8 protein-coding genes are annotated in these 16,315 nt (G+C 70.0%); 3 read left to right on the top strand and 5 right to left on the bottom strand.

The features are described from left to right. The first annotated feature begins 82 nt into the window (after positions 1 to 82). Both ACQPYK_RS46400 and ACQPYK_RS46395 read left to right on the top strand, forming a co-directional pair. On the top strand, positions 83 to 3,151 hold the full coding sequence (locus ACQPYK_RS46400) for a DNRLRE domain-containing protein (RefSeq protein ID WP_433247079.1): 3,069 nt from the start codon (positions 83 to 85) through the stop codon (positions 3,149 to 3,151). A gap of 38 nt (positions 3,152 to 3,189) precedes the next feature. Then, positions 3,190 to 9,342, top strand: a complete 6,153-nt coding sequence (locus ACQPYK_RS46395) for an RHS repeat domain-containing protein (protein WP_433247076.1) — start codon at positions 3,190 to 3,192, stop codon at positions 9,340 to 9,342. Positions 9,343 to 9,649: 307 nt separating this feature from the next. Here the strand turns inward: ACQPYK_RS46395 and ACQPYK_RS46390 are convergent, their stop codons facing one another. From ACQPYK_RS46390 to ACQPYK_RS46375, 4 genes are all read right to left on the bottom strand, one after another. Continuing rightward, positions 9,650 to 10,237 (bottom strand): EF-hand domain-containing protein, encoded by a 588-nt coding sequence (locus ACQPYK_RS46390; protein ID WP_433247073.1) that lies wholly within the window; start codon positions 10,235 to 10,237, stop codon positions 9,650 to 9,652. Between the two features lie 304 nt (positions 10,238 to 10,541). Then, positions 10,542 to 12,704 carry an SF1B family DNA helicase RecD2 gene (gene recD2, locus ACQPYK_RS46385; protein WP_433247070.1) on the bottom strand — a complete coding sequence of 721 codons (2,163 nt, stop codon included), beginning with the start codon at positions 12,702 to 12,704 and terminating at the stop codon, positions 10,542 to 10,544. A 129-nt stretch (positions 12,705 to 12,833) separates the two neighbouring features. Then, positions 12,834 to 13,370 carry an NUDIX hydrolase family protein gene (locus tag ACQPYK_RS46380; protein ID WP_433247067.1) on the bottom strand — a complete coding sequence of 179 codons (537 nt, stop codon included), beginning with the start codon at positions 13,368 to 13,370 and terminating at the stop codon, positions 12,834 to 12,836. A gap of 227 nt (positions 13,371 to 13,597) precedes the next feature. Next, positions 13,598 to 14,392 (bottom strand): alpha/beta fold hydrolase, encoded by a 795-nt coding sequence (locus ACQPYK_RS46375; protein ID WP_433247064.1) that lies wholly within the window; start codon positions 14,390 to 14,392, stop codon positions 13,598 to 13,600. Between the two features lie 282 nt (positions 14,393 to 14,674). On the opposite strand from ACQPYK_RS46375, the gene ACQPYK_RS46370 reads away from it, so the two are divergent. Then, positions 14,675 to 15,379 carry a class I SAM-dependent methyltransferase gene (locus ACQPYK_RS46370; RefSeq protein WP_433247061.1) on the top strand — a complete coding sequence of 235 codons (705 nt, stop codon included), beginning with the start codon at positions 14,675 to 14,677 and terminating at the stop codon, positions 15,377 to 15,379. 55 nt (positions 15,380 to 15,434) lie between these two features. Here the strand turns inward: ACQPYK_RS46370 and ACQPYK_RS46365 are convergent, their stop codons facing one another. Further along, positions 15,435 to 15,983: a Pycsar system effector family protein gene (locus ACQPYK_RS46365; RefSeq protein ID WP_433247058.1), complete on the bottom strand. Its 549-nt coding sequence runs from the start codon at positions 15,981 to 15,983 to the stop codon at positions 15,435 to 15,437. Positions 15,984 to 16,315: the final 332 nt, after the last annotated feature.

Genomic DNA, 16,315 nt, shown 5'->3' with positions numbered 1-16,315 from the left:
TGAACAGGGTCCCGGCGCCTCGCCTACCGCTTCACCCACCACCTCCGCGAGCGCGTCACCGGGGGCATCCGCCTCTCCCGCGGTGCCCGCGGGTGAGGCGGCGGCGCTGGCCGAGGCCAAGAAGTCCGGCAAGCAGGTGGAGATCACCCAGTCACGGACCGAGACCGGTGAGGTGCTCGCCGATCCGTCGGGCACCTTGACGCTGCGGGAACACCTGCGGCCGGTACGGGCCAAAGTCGACGGTAAGTGGCGAGCGGTGGACGACACGCTGCACGCCAACCCCGACGGCACCTTCTCCCCGGTGGCGGCCACCTTCCCGATGACGTTCTCCGGCGGCGGCACCGGCGCGCTGGCCACCCTGGTCAAGGACGGCAAGACGCTGGCGTTGAGCTGGCCGGGCCGGCTGCCGGCGCCCAGCGTGCAGGCCAACAGTGCGACCTATGCCGAGGTGCTGCCCGGCGTGGACTTGAAGATCATCGCTGAGAGCGACAGCTTCGTGCATCACCTGATCGTCAAGAACCGTGCCGCGGCGGCCGATCCGCGGCTGCGCACGCTGCGGCTGGGGTTGCGCGGCGACGGGGTGAAGGTCACCGCCACCGCCGAGGGCGCCCTGCGCGCCGTCGACGGCGCCGGCACGGCGGTCTTCGCCGCGCCGGTGCCGCGGATGTGGGACTCCTCCCACAGCGCCGCCGCCGCCAAGGGGCTCAGCGCCGGCGCCGGGGATGCGGCGGCGCAGGCGGCGGGGGTGCATGAGGACGGTCCGGTGCGCACCGCGCCGATGCGGGCCACCGTGGGCGACGGCACCTTGCAGATCGTGCCGGACGCGCGTTTGCTGGACGACCCGGCCACGGTGTATCCGGTGGTCATCGATCCGATCTTCAGTGGCGGCTACAAAAACCACTGGGCCAACGCGGTGAAGAAGGCGAGCAACTCCAGTGTGGCCGGCACCGTCTACTACGACGGCGGCAACAAGGTGGGCAGCGAGAGTCCGCCGGTGGCCCGGGTGGGGCATGAAAACGATACCGGGCTGACCGCGCGCGCCTATTTCGAGATGAACATCAACGGCCTGCAGGGGGCGCGGATCATCTCGGCGACCTTCAACGTGTTCAACGTCTCCTCGTGGAGTTGTTCGGCGCGTGCGGTGGAGCTGGGCTGGACCGGGGGGATCGGCAACTGGGTCAGCTGGAACAACCAGCCGGGCTGGATTCGTACGTTGCAGACCAAGTCGTTCGCCCATGGCTGGGGGTCGTGTGGGCCGGCGGGTGAGGACTTCGCCGACGGCGCGGTGGCCGGCGCGGTGCAGGAGGCGGCCAACAACGGCCAGAGCAACATCACGTTCGGGCTGAAGGCCGGCGACGAGAACGACACCTACGCCTGGAAGAAGTTCCGGGTGGACGGCACCAACCCGGTGCTGCAGGTCACCTACAACCGCGCCCCTTGGGTGACGGGCAAGACCGGTTATCAGGGGCCGTGGAACAACAACGCCTCCGACCAGCCGATCCGTTGTGACGACAACTCCGCGACCTGGCCGGTGGTCGGCAACACCGACATCACCTTGACGGCGGCGGCCTATGACCCCGACGGCAGTAACCTGCTGATGCATTTCGGCCTGTGGCGGCCGGGCGCCGGCATCTCCGAGGGCGATTACTGGGTCGGCAACGGCGGCACCGCCACCCACCGCGTCCCGGCCGGGGCGCTGACCGACGGGGTGGGCTATCAGTGGTCGGCCACCGCTAGCGATGGCACCGACACCACCGCCGCGCATGCCCCCTACTGCGGGTTCACCGTGGACAAGGTCGCGCCGGCCAAGCCGACCGTCGCCTCCGCCGACGGCCACCGTATCGATGTGGCCGAGGTGCCGGCCCGCTGGACCCGCAAGGTCAAACTGACCTCGGCCGACGCGCACCTGGACGGATTCTGCTACCGGCTCAACGCGCCGATCTCGGTGGGCGGCGGCAAATGCGCCACCGGCACCTGGGTCAAGGCCGGCGCCGACGGCTCGGCGACCATCGAGATCTACCCGCACCGCTGGCCCAACAACCGGCTGCACGTGGCGGCGATCGACGTCGCCGGCAACGTCTCGCCCTACGACGGCTCGCCGGCGCAGGCCGAGACCAACTCCACGCTGATCGTCACCGCGCCGCCGGCGTTCGTGGCCGAGGCCGACGGCACGGTGGCCGGGGACCGCGACGGCGACCTGACCGGCGACGGCAAGCCCGACATCTTGGCCACCAACACCAGCGGCACGCTGCGGCTGTACGCCGGGCGGGGCGACGGCACCACCGACGGCGGCACCGATGTGGCCGCCTCCGGCTTCGGCAACGCGCTGCTGGCCCACCGCGGTGACTTCGTCGGCCCGGAGATCGGGATGGGCAAGGACGGCTACGAGGACATCTTCCTGCGCTCGGCGTCGGGCAAGCTGTCGCTGTATCCCAACCTGGGCACCGGCTGGCCGGCCTTCGACGGCCGCCGGGAGTTGAAGCATCCGGGCGGCGGGGACTGGTCGGCGGCCACCCAGTTGATCGCGCCGGGCAACATCGACGGCAACCCGGGCGCCGATCTGATCGTCGTCGAGGGCGGCCGGCTCGATCTCTACACCGGTACGGTGGCCGGGCCGCTGGCCACCGCCGACAACGGGGAGCTGGCCGCGCCGCGGGTGCTGCAGGTGCCGGCGGCGGGCGGCTCCAATGGTTCGACCTCGATGAGTGTGGTCGGCTATGACGTGTTCGTGCCGGGCGGCGATGTGATCGTCGATGCCGACGGTGACGGCGCGGCCGATCCGCGGAGCGCGGCCGATGTGGTGGTGCGCCAGCGGGCCACCGGTGTGGTGAGTGTGTATCCGGGTCTGTTCACCGAGGCCGATGAGTATGTGCTGGGCGCGGGCCGTGGTTACGGCGCCGAGCTGTGGCCGGCGGCGAGTTATCCGTGGATCAGTGCGCCGGGTGATCTGCAGGGCACGATCGTCGATGTCGACGGGGTCAAGACCTTCCAGCCGGTGGCCGGCAAGGAGGGCCCGGACTTCTGGGTCGCGGCGCAGAGCGCGACGCTTTCCGATGGGTTGTATCTGTATCCGGGCACGGCTACCGGCAGGGAGTCGGCCATCAATGTCGGCGGTCCTGGTTGGACCGGTTGGATCACCGGAATCTCCTGAACGGGACCTCCACGATGATGCGAAAAACAGTCATAGCTGTGGCCGCGTCGCTGGTCGCGGGGGTCCTCTCCCCGCTGCCCGCAACCGCCGCACCCATCCAATTCAAGATCCGCCCGGTGCAGAAGGAGCATTCGGTGTCCGGCGGCAAGGTCGCCAAGGACACTCCGGCGCCTCCGGCCGACTCCCAGCTCAAGGCATGGAAGGCCGTGCCCGCCGTGACCTGGCCGAAGGCCGGGAAGGCAGAGGTGGACCTGACGGCGGAGCCGCAGGAACGGGGGCTGCGGTCGGGTGACCGCCACGTCCGGGCCGGTGACCTGCCGATCCGCCTGGCACCCCTGATCGCCGGTAGCTCCCAAACCGGGACCTCTCACACCAAAACCCATCAAACCCACTCTCAAACCGAAGCTCCCCGGGCCGAGACGTCTTCGCAGGCCGGGGACGGCGGCCCGTCCCGGGTCTCGGTCGAGCTGGCCGCGCGGGACGTCGCGGCCAAGGCGGGCGTGGACGGCCTGCTGCTGGCCGTACGGCCCGACACACCCGGCACGCTGTCGCTCCAGGTCGACTACGCGGCCGTCAAGGGCGCCCTCGGCGCGGACTGGTCCTCACGGCTGACCCTGGCCGGCCTGCCCCCGTGCGCGCTGACCACCCCCGACCTGGCGCAGTGCCGGACCCAGGCCCCGATCGCCACGGTCAACGACACCAAGGCCGCCACGCTCACCGCCGAGGTGTCCGCCTCCGGCGTGGCGGTGCTGGCGGCGGTCGCCGCGCCCAAGGGCGCGAGCGGCACCTACGCCGCCACCTCGCTGGCGCCCTCCGGCGCCTGGTCGGGCGGCGGTAACTCCGGCGGATTCGGCTACACCTACGGCATCCAGGTGCCGCAGGTCCCCGGCGGCCTCATCCCGCCCATCACCTTCAGCTACTCCTCCTCCAGCGTGGACGGCCGGGTCGCCTCGACCAACAACCAGCCGTCCTGGCTGGGCGAGGGCTGGGACTACGACCCCGGCTTCATCGAACGCAGCTACCAAGGCTGTGTCGATGACCAGGCAGGCGGCAACAACACCACCAAGACCGGCGATCTGTGCTGGAAGTCCGACAACGCCACCCTGTCGCTGAACGGCACCTCCACCGCGCTGGTCCGCGACGACGCCGGCGGCATCTGGCGGCTGGCCGACGACGACGGCTCCCGCGTCGAGCACCTCAACGGCACCGCGGCCGACACCGGCAACGGCGACAACGACAACGAGTACTGGCGCATCACCAAACCCGACGGCACCCAGTACTGGTTCGGCCGAAACCGGCTGCCCGGCTGGAGCGCCGGCAAGCCGGAGACCGGCTCGGCCTACACCGCGCCGATCTACGGCAACCACCCCGGCGAGCCCTGCCACGCCACCGCCTTCACCGACTCCTCCTGCGCGCAGGGCTGGCGCTGGCAGCTGGACTACGTGGTCGACCCGCACGGCAACGCGATGGCCTACTACTACGACAAGGAGACCAACGCCTACGCCAAGACCATGGAAAGCATCGCCTCCATGAGCTACGTGCGCGGCGGCGTCCTCAACCGGATCGAATACGGGCTGCGCGCCGCCGACCCCTTCGCCGCACCCGCGGCGAAGGTGAGCTTCGGGGTGGCCGAGCGCTGCCTGTCCGGCTGTGAGGCCTTCGACGTGGCGCACGCGGCCAACTGGCCGGATGTGCCGGTGGATCAAAGTTGCGCGCCGGGCGGCACGTGCGCCACGGGCGGGCCGACGTTTTGGACCCGTAAGCGGCTGACCTCGATCACCACCCAGGCCGGCGGCAAGGACGTGGACCGCTGGGCGCTGAGCCAGGACTTCCCGGGCACCGGCGACAACACCGCGGCCGGGTTGTGGCTGGCGCAGATCGTCCGCACCGGTCTGGCGACCGGCACCGCGATCACCCTGCCGGCCACCACCTTCTTCGGCACGCTGATGGAAAACCGGGTGGACGCCGATGAGGGCCGTGCGCCGCTGTACAAGTACCGCATCACCCGGATCGGCACCGACACCGGCGCCGACACCCTGATCACCTACTCGGACAAGGACTGCGTCTTCGGCGCCACCCCGGACCCGGCGGCCAACACCAAGCGGTGCTACCCCTCCTGGTGGACGCCGGAGGGCTATGTCGAGCCGCTGCAGGACTGGTTCCACAAGTACGTGGTGACCCAGATCGTCGAGGATGACAAGGTCGCCGGTTCCGGTTCCGAATCCAAGGTCACCGCGTATGAGTATCTGGGCGGCGCGGCCTGGGTGAAGGACGACAGCGAGTTCACCTTGGACAAGCACCGCACCTACAGCCAGTTTCGCGGGTATGCGGCGGTGCGCACCAAGGTCGGCGCCACGGCGCGCAGCCAGAGCGACACCGTCTATCTGCGTGGTCTGGGCGGCACGGTGGCCGATTCCGAGGGCAACCAGGTCAGCGACGACCCGGCGCTGGCCGGGACCACGCTGGAGACGCTGACCTACACCGGTGAGGGCGGCGCGCTCGCCTCGGCCGCGGTCTCCGAGCCATGGCTGTCGCCGATCGGCTCCACCCGGACCCCGAAGAGCGGGGGCACGTTGACCAGCAGGATCACCGGCACATCGGTGAACCGCAACCGCACCCTGATCACCACCGCGACCGGCACCGCCTGGCGGCGCACCCGCTCCGACATCACCCGTGACAATCTCGGCCAGATCACCTCGGAAAGCGACCAGGGCGACACCGCGGTCACCGGCGACGAGGAGTGCACCACCACCACCTACACCGCCAAAGACACCACGAACTGGCTCATCTCCTACCCGGCGGCGGTCAAGACCACGGCCGGCACCTGCGCCGCGCCGGGCGCGGTGACCTCCGAGACCCGCACCTTCTACGACGGCCAGCCGCTGGGCACCACGCCCAAGGCGGGCCAGAGCCATGCCACCCGGACCGAGACGCTGGATCACCTCGACGGCTCCACCCCCGTCTACGTGGCCACCACCGCGGCCTTCGACGGCTACGGCCGGCCCACCGGTAAGACCGACGAGCTGGGCCGCACCACCACCACCGCCTACAGCCCGGCCACCGGCATCCCGACCGGCACCACCGTCACCGACCCCAAGGGCCTGACCACCACCACCACGCTGGACGGGGTGCGCGGGCTGACCCTGTCGTCGGCCGACGCCAACGGCCGCACCGCCTACACCGACTACGACGCGCTCGGCCGGCTGGCCACGGTGTGGCTGCCCGGCCATGCCAAGGGCACACCCGCCGACATCGTCTTCTCCTACGCCGTCTCGGCCAGTGCCCCGACCGCGGTGACGCGCAAGGACCGGCTGGAGGACGGCTCCTACAAGACCGCGACCACCCTGTACGACGGCCTGCTGCGCGAGCGGCAGACCCAGCAGGACGCGCACGGTGGCGGCCGTCTGGTCGCCGACACCTTCCTCGACTCCCACGGCCGCGCCTGGAAGACCAACGACGGTTATTGGAACTCCTCTGCGCCGGACACCGCGCTGTTCGGCGTCGCCGACAATCTGGTCCCCGGGCAGACCGTCACCGAATACGACGGCCAGGACCGCAAGACCGCGGAGATCTTCAAGTCGCTGAACGTGGAGAAGTGGCGCCAGAGCACTTCTTACGGTGGCAACTACACCGCGGTCGTGCCGCCGCAGGGCGAGACGGCCACCCTGACCGTGACCGACGCCCGGGGCAGAACCACCGAGCTGCGGCAATACCCCGACCGCAACCCGGCCTTCGTCACCCTCCAGGCCGACGTCACCACCTACTCCTACGACCGGGCCGGACAGCTGGCCAAGGTCGTCGACCCGGCCGGCAACACCTGGACCTACACCTACGACCTGCGCGGACACAAGATCCAGGCGACCGACCCCGACGCCGGCACCAGCCGCTACGCCTACGACGCGGCCGGCCGGCCCACCGCCGTCACCGACGCCCGTAACATCACCCTCACCACCGGCTACGACGAACTCGGCCGCAAGAGCACCCTCAGCCAGGACGGCACCAAACTCGCCGAATGGGCCTACGACACCGCACCCGGCGGCAAGGGCCTGCTCGCCGCCGCCACCCGCTACGACAACGGCAACGCCTACACCAGCGCGATCAAGGGCTACGACGCGGCCGGTCACCCGACCGGCACCACCGTGACGATCCCGCAGGCCGAGGGGCTGCTGGCCGGCACCTACACCACCGGCCTGACCTACAAACCCCTCACCGGGCTGGTGGCCTCCACCTCCTACCCGGCCGTCGGCGGGCTGCCCGCCGAGACCGTGAAACTCGGCTACACCCGGCTGGGCCAGCCCGCCTCCCTCGACAACGGCACCCGGCTGTATGTCAGCGGCACCCAGTACTCGCCCTACGGCGAGGTGCTGCAGAGCGTGCTCGGTGACGTCGGCGCCCGGGTGGTGCACACCCTGGACTACCAAAACGCCACCCGCCGGCTGGCCCAGGTGGTCAACGACCGGGAAAAGAGCGGCCCGCAGACCATCGACAACACCGTGTTGACCTACAACCCGGCCGGTGACATCACCAGCGTCCGCGACGAGCGCGACGACAAGACCGCCACCGACACCCAGTGCTACAGCTACGACCACCGGCGCCGGCTGACCCAGGCGTGGACGGCCACCGACGACTGCGCGGGCGCGCCGTCGGCGGCGACCGTCGGCGGGCCGGCCCCCTACTGGCAGGCCTTCACCTTCGACGCGGTGGGCAACCGCACCACCGAGGTCCAGCACGCCGTCGCCGGCGGCGCCGGTGCCGGCGGGGATGTCAGCCACGCCTACACCTACCCGGCGGCCGGCCAGGCGCAGCCGCACACCCTGCGCACGGTGCAGAGCACCGGGCCGGGGGCGCGCACCGACAGCTTCGACTACGACGCCGCCGGCAACACCAAGCGGCGCCTCACCGGCCAGGGCGACCAGGCGTTGACCTGGAACGCCGAGGGCCGGCTGGCCGCCTCCACCGTCGCGGGCAAGACGAGCAGCTTCGTCTACGACGCCGACGGTGAGCGGCTGCTGCGCCGCGATGCCGGCGCGGTCACGCTGTATCTGGACGGTCAAGAGCTGACTTTGGCCGCGGGCAGGGTGAGCGGCACCCGCTACTACCAGGGGCCGCAGGTCAGCGTGGTGCGTACCGGCGACGGGAAGGTCAACTACCTGCTCGGTGATCACCATGGCACCGACGAGTTGGTGGTCAACGCCACCACGCTGGCCTACAGCCGCCGCTCCACCACCCCTTATGGCGGTTTCCGGGGTGCGGCGCCGGCGTCCTGGCCGGGGCAGAAGGGCTTCGTCGGTGGCACCATCGATGATTCGACGGGGCTGACCCATATCGGGGCGCGGGAGTACGACGTGGCCACCGGCCGGTTCGTCTCGGCCGACCCGATCATGGATCTGGCCGATCCGCAGCAGATCAACGGCTACGCCTATGCCAGCAACAATCCCATCACCTGGTCCGATCCGACCGGTCTGCGGGTGTGTGACGGTCAGGAGTGCAAGGACTACGGGATCCGTCCCGACGGCAAGCCCCTGCCGCCACCCCCTCCGCCGCCCACGGGCAACGGCGGCAGCGGCAACGGCGGCAGCGGTAGCAGCGGGAACGGCAACGGCAAGGGCACCGGCCAGAGCAGCGGCGGCACCCCCAACACCAGCCACTGCGCGACCTACACCTGCTACAAGTCGCTGACCGACTCCGACTACGCCGAGCAGCAGGCCAGGCTCGTGGACGCGCTCAACCGGGCCGCGGAGGCCGAGGCCAAACTCAGGGCGGCCGAACAGGCCGAACGGGAGAAGGAGCAGAAGAAGGCCAAGAAGAAGTGCAGTTGGTACTCGCCCTCCTGCCATTGGCGGGGCGCCCTGCAGGTCATCGTGACCGTGGGTGCGGTCGTGGCGGGCGGCGCGTGTCTTGCCGCCACGGCCGGAATCTGCGGCGGCCTGATAGCGGGCTATCTCATCGCCGGAGGAATCGGGGCCGCCGCCGGAGCGGCGAGCTACGCGACCACCGGCGGCATCGAGCACACCCAGCAGGGCTATGCGAAGGCGGCAGGAGTGGGAGCGATCAGGAACATAGGGCCGACCTACGGCGGCGCCGTGTTGATGCGCGCGACCGGCGCCGCCCACGCGATAGACAAGGGGACGGTCCCCGCCAGCAGGATCGTGCAACAGATGTTCCAGAAGATGAAGTACTGGCGCCCCTAGCCGGAGACCGGGACGACCGGCGAGATCCTCGAAGACCTCGCCGTCTCCCGCCGGAGAACTGACGGCTCCGGGCACCGGAAAGCCGCAGGCGTCGCGAGGCAGGTCCCTCCTCCCGGAGGGACCTGTCCAGCACCCCTCCCGGAGAGACCTGTCCGGCGCCGCGAAACGATCGGCGACCGATCGACGAGGCGCCGCCGTCCAGCCGGCCGATGACATGCCCGCTGAAGGCCACGTCGGTGGCCGGCTCTCCGCCGGAGTTCGGGGCCGTGCCGCCGCCCTGAGCCGATGATCGGCGTCGAATCGGGATTCAGCGGCGGTGCGGCACGGGTGGCTCGAAGCGGCCGAACACCCAGGTGCCGGGCGCCTGAGGGTCGTCACCCGCCCAGAACTGCGTCCAGAGCCGGACGAACTCCTTCTCGCAGAGATAGCCGTCACCATCGAGGTCGAGCAGCGGGAAGGTCTCGTCGGTGTCGGTGGCGCAGCCGTTCCACGCCTCGATGAGCCGGCGGTATTCGGCCGGGGAGATCCGCCCGTCGCCGTCCTCGTCGACGGCCTCGAACATCGCCTGGGCGGTCTCGGCGACCGCGTCGGGCATGAGTCCCAGTCGGTCGACGACCAGCAGGACCTCCTCCAGCGTGACCTCGCCGTCGCCGTCGCCGCCGCCGTCGCCGTCGCCGTCGCCGTCGCCGTTGGAGGCGGCCAGCAGGGTGGTCCACCAGCCCATCATGATCGAGGTCAGCCGGGTGTGACCCGCCGAGCCGGGCGCTGCGCCCCGGATCGCGGCCCATCGCGCGGCCAGCGCCGTGAAGTCCTGCTCCCGCAGGAAACCGTCACCGTCGGCGTCCATCGCGTCGAACACCCCGCCGATCTTGCTTCGCTGGAACTCGCTCGCCACGGGTTCGTCCTTCCGGCCGGTATGCGCGAACAGGGATGCGCGCTCTCCCGAGAGAGCGCGGTCCACGGGAGCGCGAAAGAGAACGCGGTCCCCGGGAGCGCGACTCCATGGAGGAAACGCGGCTCCATGGTGGCCGGACGACACTCCAGGCGACAATCGCCACTACGGTCAACTGACGTCTCGGCAGAGTGACGCTCTGGTCACCTTCGGTGGCCGTCCGGGCTCGCCGCCCCCGCCGGTTTCCCGGCTCAGACTTCCCGGCTCAGGTTTCTCAGCTCGGGTTTCTCAGCTCGGACTTCCCGGCTCAGGTTTCCAGGCCCAGGGTCAGCCGGAGGGCCAGACCGGTGTTCCTGCGGTAGCCGAGCCGGTGGACGGCGAGCTCCAGTGCCTCGCGCCGGCCGACCAGGACCACCCAGGACTTCGCCCGGGTGACCAGCGTGTACAGCAGCCTGCGTTGCAGCATCACACCTCCCGCCTCGGCCGTGATGGGCGCCACCACGAACGGGTATTCGCTGCCCTGGGAGCGGTGCACGCTGATCGCGTAGGAGTGGGTCAGCTCGTCCAGCTCGCCGAAGGCGTAGGACACCTCGACCCCGTCGTCGGTGCGGATCTCGACCAGCCGCTCCTGCGGGTTGACCGCCGTGACCGTGGCGGTCTCCCCGTTGAACACGCCCTTGTCGTAGTTGTTGCGGATCGGCATGACACGGTCGCCCACCCGGAAGACCGACGAGCCCGACCAGTGCTCGGCCGTGCCCTCGCGCGCCGGGTTGAGCCGCTCCTGCAGCCTGCGACCGAGCTCCGCCGTGCCCGTCGGACCCTTGCGCATCGGGCACAGCACCTGGATCCGGTCCCTGCCGATGTTCTGCTTGCGGGGGATCGCCTCCGTCGCCAGATGGACCACCCGATCGGCCACCTGGTCCGGATCGTCGAGCTCCTCGAACCAGAAGCCGCCCCCGCCGGGCAGCGCGGGCAGCTCACCCGTCCGAATCCGGTGGGCGGCCCGGACGATCGCGCTGTCCTGCGCCTGCCGGAAGACGTGGGTCAGCCGGACACGCGGGATCTCCTCCACCCTCAGCAGGTCGGCCAGCACGCTGCCGGGCCCGATGCTGGGGAGCTGGTCACTGTCGCCGACCAGCAGCAGGTGACCGCCCGTCGGGATCGCGGCCGTCAGCCGGGTGGCCAGCTGCAGGTCCAGCATCGACGCCTCGTCCACCACGACCAGGTCCGCCTCCGCGGGAGACTGCTGGAACAGCATGCCCTCCTCCGGCTCCGACTGCTGGGCGAGCATCCGGTGCACGGTCATCGCGGGCAGGCCGGTGAGTTCCGACAGGCGTTTGGCGGCCTTGCCCGTCGGCGCGGTCAGCGTCACGGCGCCGCCCATCGCCCGCACGGTCGCCGCGATCACCTTCACCGTGTGGCTCTTGCCGCAGCCGGGACCACCGGTCAGGACGGACACGGTGCTGGTCAGCACGAGGTTCACGGCCGTCCGCTGGTCCTCGTGCAGTCCCTCGTCGTCGGCGAACGCGCGCAGCGGCAGCGTCGAGCGGGCCCGCAGCAGCCTGGCCAGGTGCGCCGCCAGCGCGACCTCGCGGCCGTGCTGCTCCTTGGCGTACACCACCTGGCCGGGGCCGGACGGCGAGGTCTCGACGACCACGCGGCGGTCGGCGACCAGCGCGTCGAGTGCCCGGCGGATCAGGTCTTCTTCCTGTTCGACCAGGTTCGCCGCCGCGGCCAGGAGTGCGGGCAGCGGCAGGAAGCAGTGCCCGTCGCGGGCGGCCGCCGCCTCCAGCCTGTCGAGGATCGCCGCCCTGATCCGCTGCGGGCTGTGTTCCGGTACTCCCGATCGCAGCGCGATCCGGTCGGCGGTGTGAAAGGCGATCCCCCTGACCTGGCCGATCAGCCGGTACGGGTCCCGGGTGAGGATGTCGTGGGAGTCGTTGCCGTACACCTGGTAGATCTTGGCCGCGAGCAGCGGGCTGATCCCGAACCCCTGCAAGGCGACCATCAGCGTGGCGATCGCCTTCTGCTCCGCCCAGGCCTGGACGATCTGCGCCTGCCGCGTGGCGCCGATGTTGACGACTTCGGTGAGGCGCTCAGGCTCGATGTCGATGACCGTGAGCGTCTCCTCGCCGAAGTGGCTGACGATGGCGTGGGCGAGTCGTGGCCCGATCCCGCGGATCAGGCCCGAGCCGAGGTACAGCGTGATGGCGCGCACCGTGGAGGGGACCACCCGCTCGCACTGCCCGACCATCAGGCGGTTGCCGTAGCGTGGGTGCTCGTCCCACTCCCCGGCCAGCCGCAGCGTCTCCCCGGGCTGCGCCCCGGCCAGCGCGCGGCCCGACGCGACGAACCCGGCCAGCCCGTCGGCGCTCATCCGCGCGACCGTGTACTCGTCGTCGCGGACGTACACCAACTGCTCGACGGAGGCTTCCAGATCCGTCGGGTACGGCTTCGCGAGCACGGTCACCGTACGCTCCCCGGGGTCATGTGCGGCACCTCAACGGACATTAGCCGGTGGCTGCGACAGTTCGGGGTGCGCGCCGGACGCTCCGGCGGCCGTTCTCCCGGTGCTTCCAGGAAAGGCGGCCGACGTGTTTCAGAAAAGGCAGCCGACGTGCGCGAGGGCCTGCTTCAGGAGAACGCCGTGCCCGCCGGACATCTCCTGCTGCACCATCGGCGACGCGGCCTCCTGCGGGGTGAACCAGACGAGGTCCAGGGCGTCCTGCCGGGGCCGGCAGTCACCCGCGACCGGGACGACGTAGGCGAGGGACACCGCGTGCTGCCGGGGATCGTGATACGGGGTGACGCCCTGCGTCGGAAAGTACTCCGCGATGGTGAACGGCTGCGGAGAGGCCGGGACGCGAGGCAGCGCCACCGGGCCGAGGTCCTTCTCCAGATGGCGCATGAGCGCGTCGCGAACACGCTCGTGGTGAAGCACTCGACCGGAGACGAGGGCGCGGCTGACCGTCCCGTCCGATCCGATGCGCAGCAGCAGGCCGACGTGCGTGACCGCCCCCTTGTCGTCGACCCGCACCGGCACGGCGTCGACGTAGAGGATCGGCATCCGTGCGCGCGTCGACTCCAGCTCTTCGGGAGAAAGCCAGCCGGGCATGGCTTCGGTCATTTCGGTCATTGATCGATCGTACTTCGCGACCGGCTCGAAGACGCGACCACTCTCCGGAGTCACGGCCACTCTCTGGATTCGCGGCCACCGTCCGAAGTCACGGCGAAGGGCCGCAGGAAGGGGATGAGGGGCCCGGCCGGCCACTGGCACGTGAGGGACGGCACAGGTGCGCATGAGCTCGTCTTCCGGCCGTGGTGAACGGTCGTCACCGCATGCCCCCTGACGGAAAGCGGCGATCACGGCAGGGCTGAGGCCTCGAGGAAAGGGGTGACCACGGCGAGGAGGACGGGGGAGAAGATCACATCGTAGTGCGTGGTGCCGGGGATGACGGCCAGACGGCTGGCGGGCCGGGCCGAGCCGTCCACTCCCGCGTCCCGGTGGCCGCCGCCGAGCAGCCCGTAGAACTCCACGATGTGGTCGGGACGGATCGAGTCGGCATCGGCGAAGACCAGCAGGGTGGGGATCTCAAGCTTGGCGACCTCGGCCGACCAGTCATAGTCCGTCTTCAGCCGCTCGCCCGTCTTTTCGATCATCACCGGCCAGTCCTCGGGCCGGGGAGCGACCCGGGTGTAGCTCTCGTAGAAGGGCGCCTGCTTGAAAGGCTCGGCGAGGTGCGGACCGAACTCGTCCATTCTCATGAGGACCTCGGGGTGGCTGCCGTCCCGTTTGAAAGGGGTGGAGATGACGACCAGCCGTCGCATGATGTCCGGGTGCTGGATCGCGGTCCGCAGCGCGACCTCGCCCCCGAACGAATACCCCAGGACGTCGACCCGCTCCACCCCGAGGTGCGCGGCCAGACCCGCGATGTCGTCGGCCATCGACGCCGTGCTGAACGGCCGGCCGATGTCCGCCGTACGCCCGTGCCCCTGCAGGTCGACCGTGACGACCCGCCGGTGCTCGGCCAACGACGGCACGATCGCGCCGAACGTCTCACCCGACCCGAGTCCACCGTGCAGCAGGATCAGCGGAACATCCCCGTCCCCGTGCTCCTCGAAATACAGCGCGAGCCCGTTCACGTCCGCATAGCTCATCACGTCCGCCTTTCCTTCTCCGTACGGTTTTCCTTCTCCGTATGGTCGAGTCGCTGCCGGCCTGGAGGTCTCCGGCGATCCCGGTTGCCCGCCTGGGGAAACACCGCTCTGCCGGAAGGAGGCGGGATGCCCCCGATTCCCTGTGGGTCCCCTTGGTCGTGGGTCCCCCTGGTCACCTGCCGGCGGGTACGCAGCGGGGGTACGTTCCTCTGCCTGACCCGGACCGCGCCTCGCCCGTTTCGCCCCGCTCGGCGCGCCACGCCTGGAGTAGCGTTGCCCGCCATGACCGAATTCATCTCCCTCCCTTTCTATGACCTGCTCCACGAAAACGGGCACGTACCGGAGATCCGTAAGAAACTGCCTCCGCTTCTCGCCGGGGTACGGCGGAGCATCCTGGAGATCGGTGCGGGAAGTGGTCTGATCACCACGTCGCTGGCCGACTGGACACCGGCCGAGATCTTCGCGCTGGAGCCCTCGGCCGGTATGCGCGGGTTGTTGCTGTCCCGGCTGAACGCGCGTCCGGAGCTGCTCAAGCGCGTGACCGTGTTCCCCTGCGACGCGCTGAGCATGGATCTGGACGAGCCGGTCGAGGCCATGGTGATGATCAACGTGATGTACGCCCTGGAACCGGACTACCGCAAGCGGCTCTGGCCGGTGCTGGCGGCCCGGCTGGAACCCGGCGGCCTACTGGTTTTCACCTGGCGCGACGGCGGTCCCCCGGCGCCACGCCCTCTCCAGGAGTTGGACTCGCGTCAGGTGGGCCGACACACCTACACGGTCCTGTCGGAGATTCTCGAGTCGAACGAGGAGGCATGCGAGGCCCGCTACCTCTATCGGATCACCGAGGGCGACAAGGTGGTCAACGAGGAGCAGATCGTCGGCCACGCCTACCGCCCCGTGTGGAAGACGATCGAGGGGGAGCTGACCGGGGCGGGTTTCGTCCGGACCGACGCGCCCGAGGGACTCCTCTCCTGGCGGCTCGCCTGAGGGAGGCGCCTGGCGGCGCATCCGGGCCGCGGCGCGGTCACCTGCGTCCTCACCGTCAGATCAGGCGCTCCAGGAAGACGGTGACCGTCATGATCGTGATGCCGATGACGATCAGGTCGACGGACCAGCGCAGGTTGCGGTGCTTGGCGCGCGCGATCTTGGCGATCCGGAGGGCGTCGCTGGCCAGGAACAGCTCGTAGTCCTTGATCTCCGCGTTCATCTGCTCGATCAGGGCCTGGGGCGTGGGCGCCTGGGCGTAGGCGAGGATTCTCAGCCCGCCGTGTTTGGGGGACAGCGGGCGGACGGTGAGCAGAATCAGCATGACCGCCGCGGACAGCAGGATCAGCGCCACGATGACGCCGAAGCGCGCGATTCCCGGGAACCGGGCCGGGCCGGTGAGGATGAGGGTGACGACCACACCGTAGGCGACGCCTGACCAGGACAGCAGAAGGCCGGCTCTTTTCTCGCTGGCGCTGATCAGCTCGTCGCGGGCCGCGGTGGTGACGTTATCGAGCCGGTTCCTGAGGATCGGGGACATGGACACGTGCTGCGTGTCGCCGCCGTCTTCTGCGTGGGGACCGGGTTCGGCTGGGTGGTGGTTCATGGTGGGCAGGTCCTTTCCACCGGAATCGTGGACCGGTGTGACCGGTGGCGCGCGAGGTGCTCGGCGCTTCGGTACGGGCGACACGAGTCGGCGCTTCGGTACGGGCGACACGAATCGGAGCTTCGATATGGGTGGCACGAATCGGATCGTCTCCGACCCGGGCGGCAGGAGCCCGCAGGCGGAACGCCTACGTTTCGTACGAAGACCCATACCCTCAGCGTCTCCCGCCCTTCATGTCGATTCGGTCATGCCGGCATAGATCGAAGCCCTGTCCACGTCCTTGCTTGGTGACATCGCGAGGAGGACGGGTGGATCCAGGATTTGAGGCGGAC

Source organism: Streptosporangium sp. CA-135522 (genome assembly GCF_050949235.1).
Taxonomy (GTDB): domain Bacteria; phylum Actinomycetota; class Actinomycetes; order Streptosporangiales; family Streptosporangiaceae; genus Streptosporangium.
This window is presented reverse-complemented; position numbering and strand designations above follow the sequence as displayed.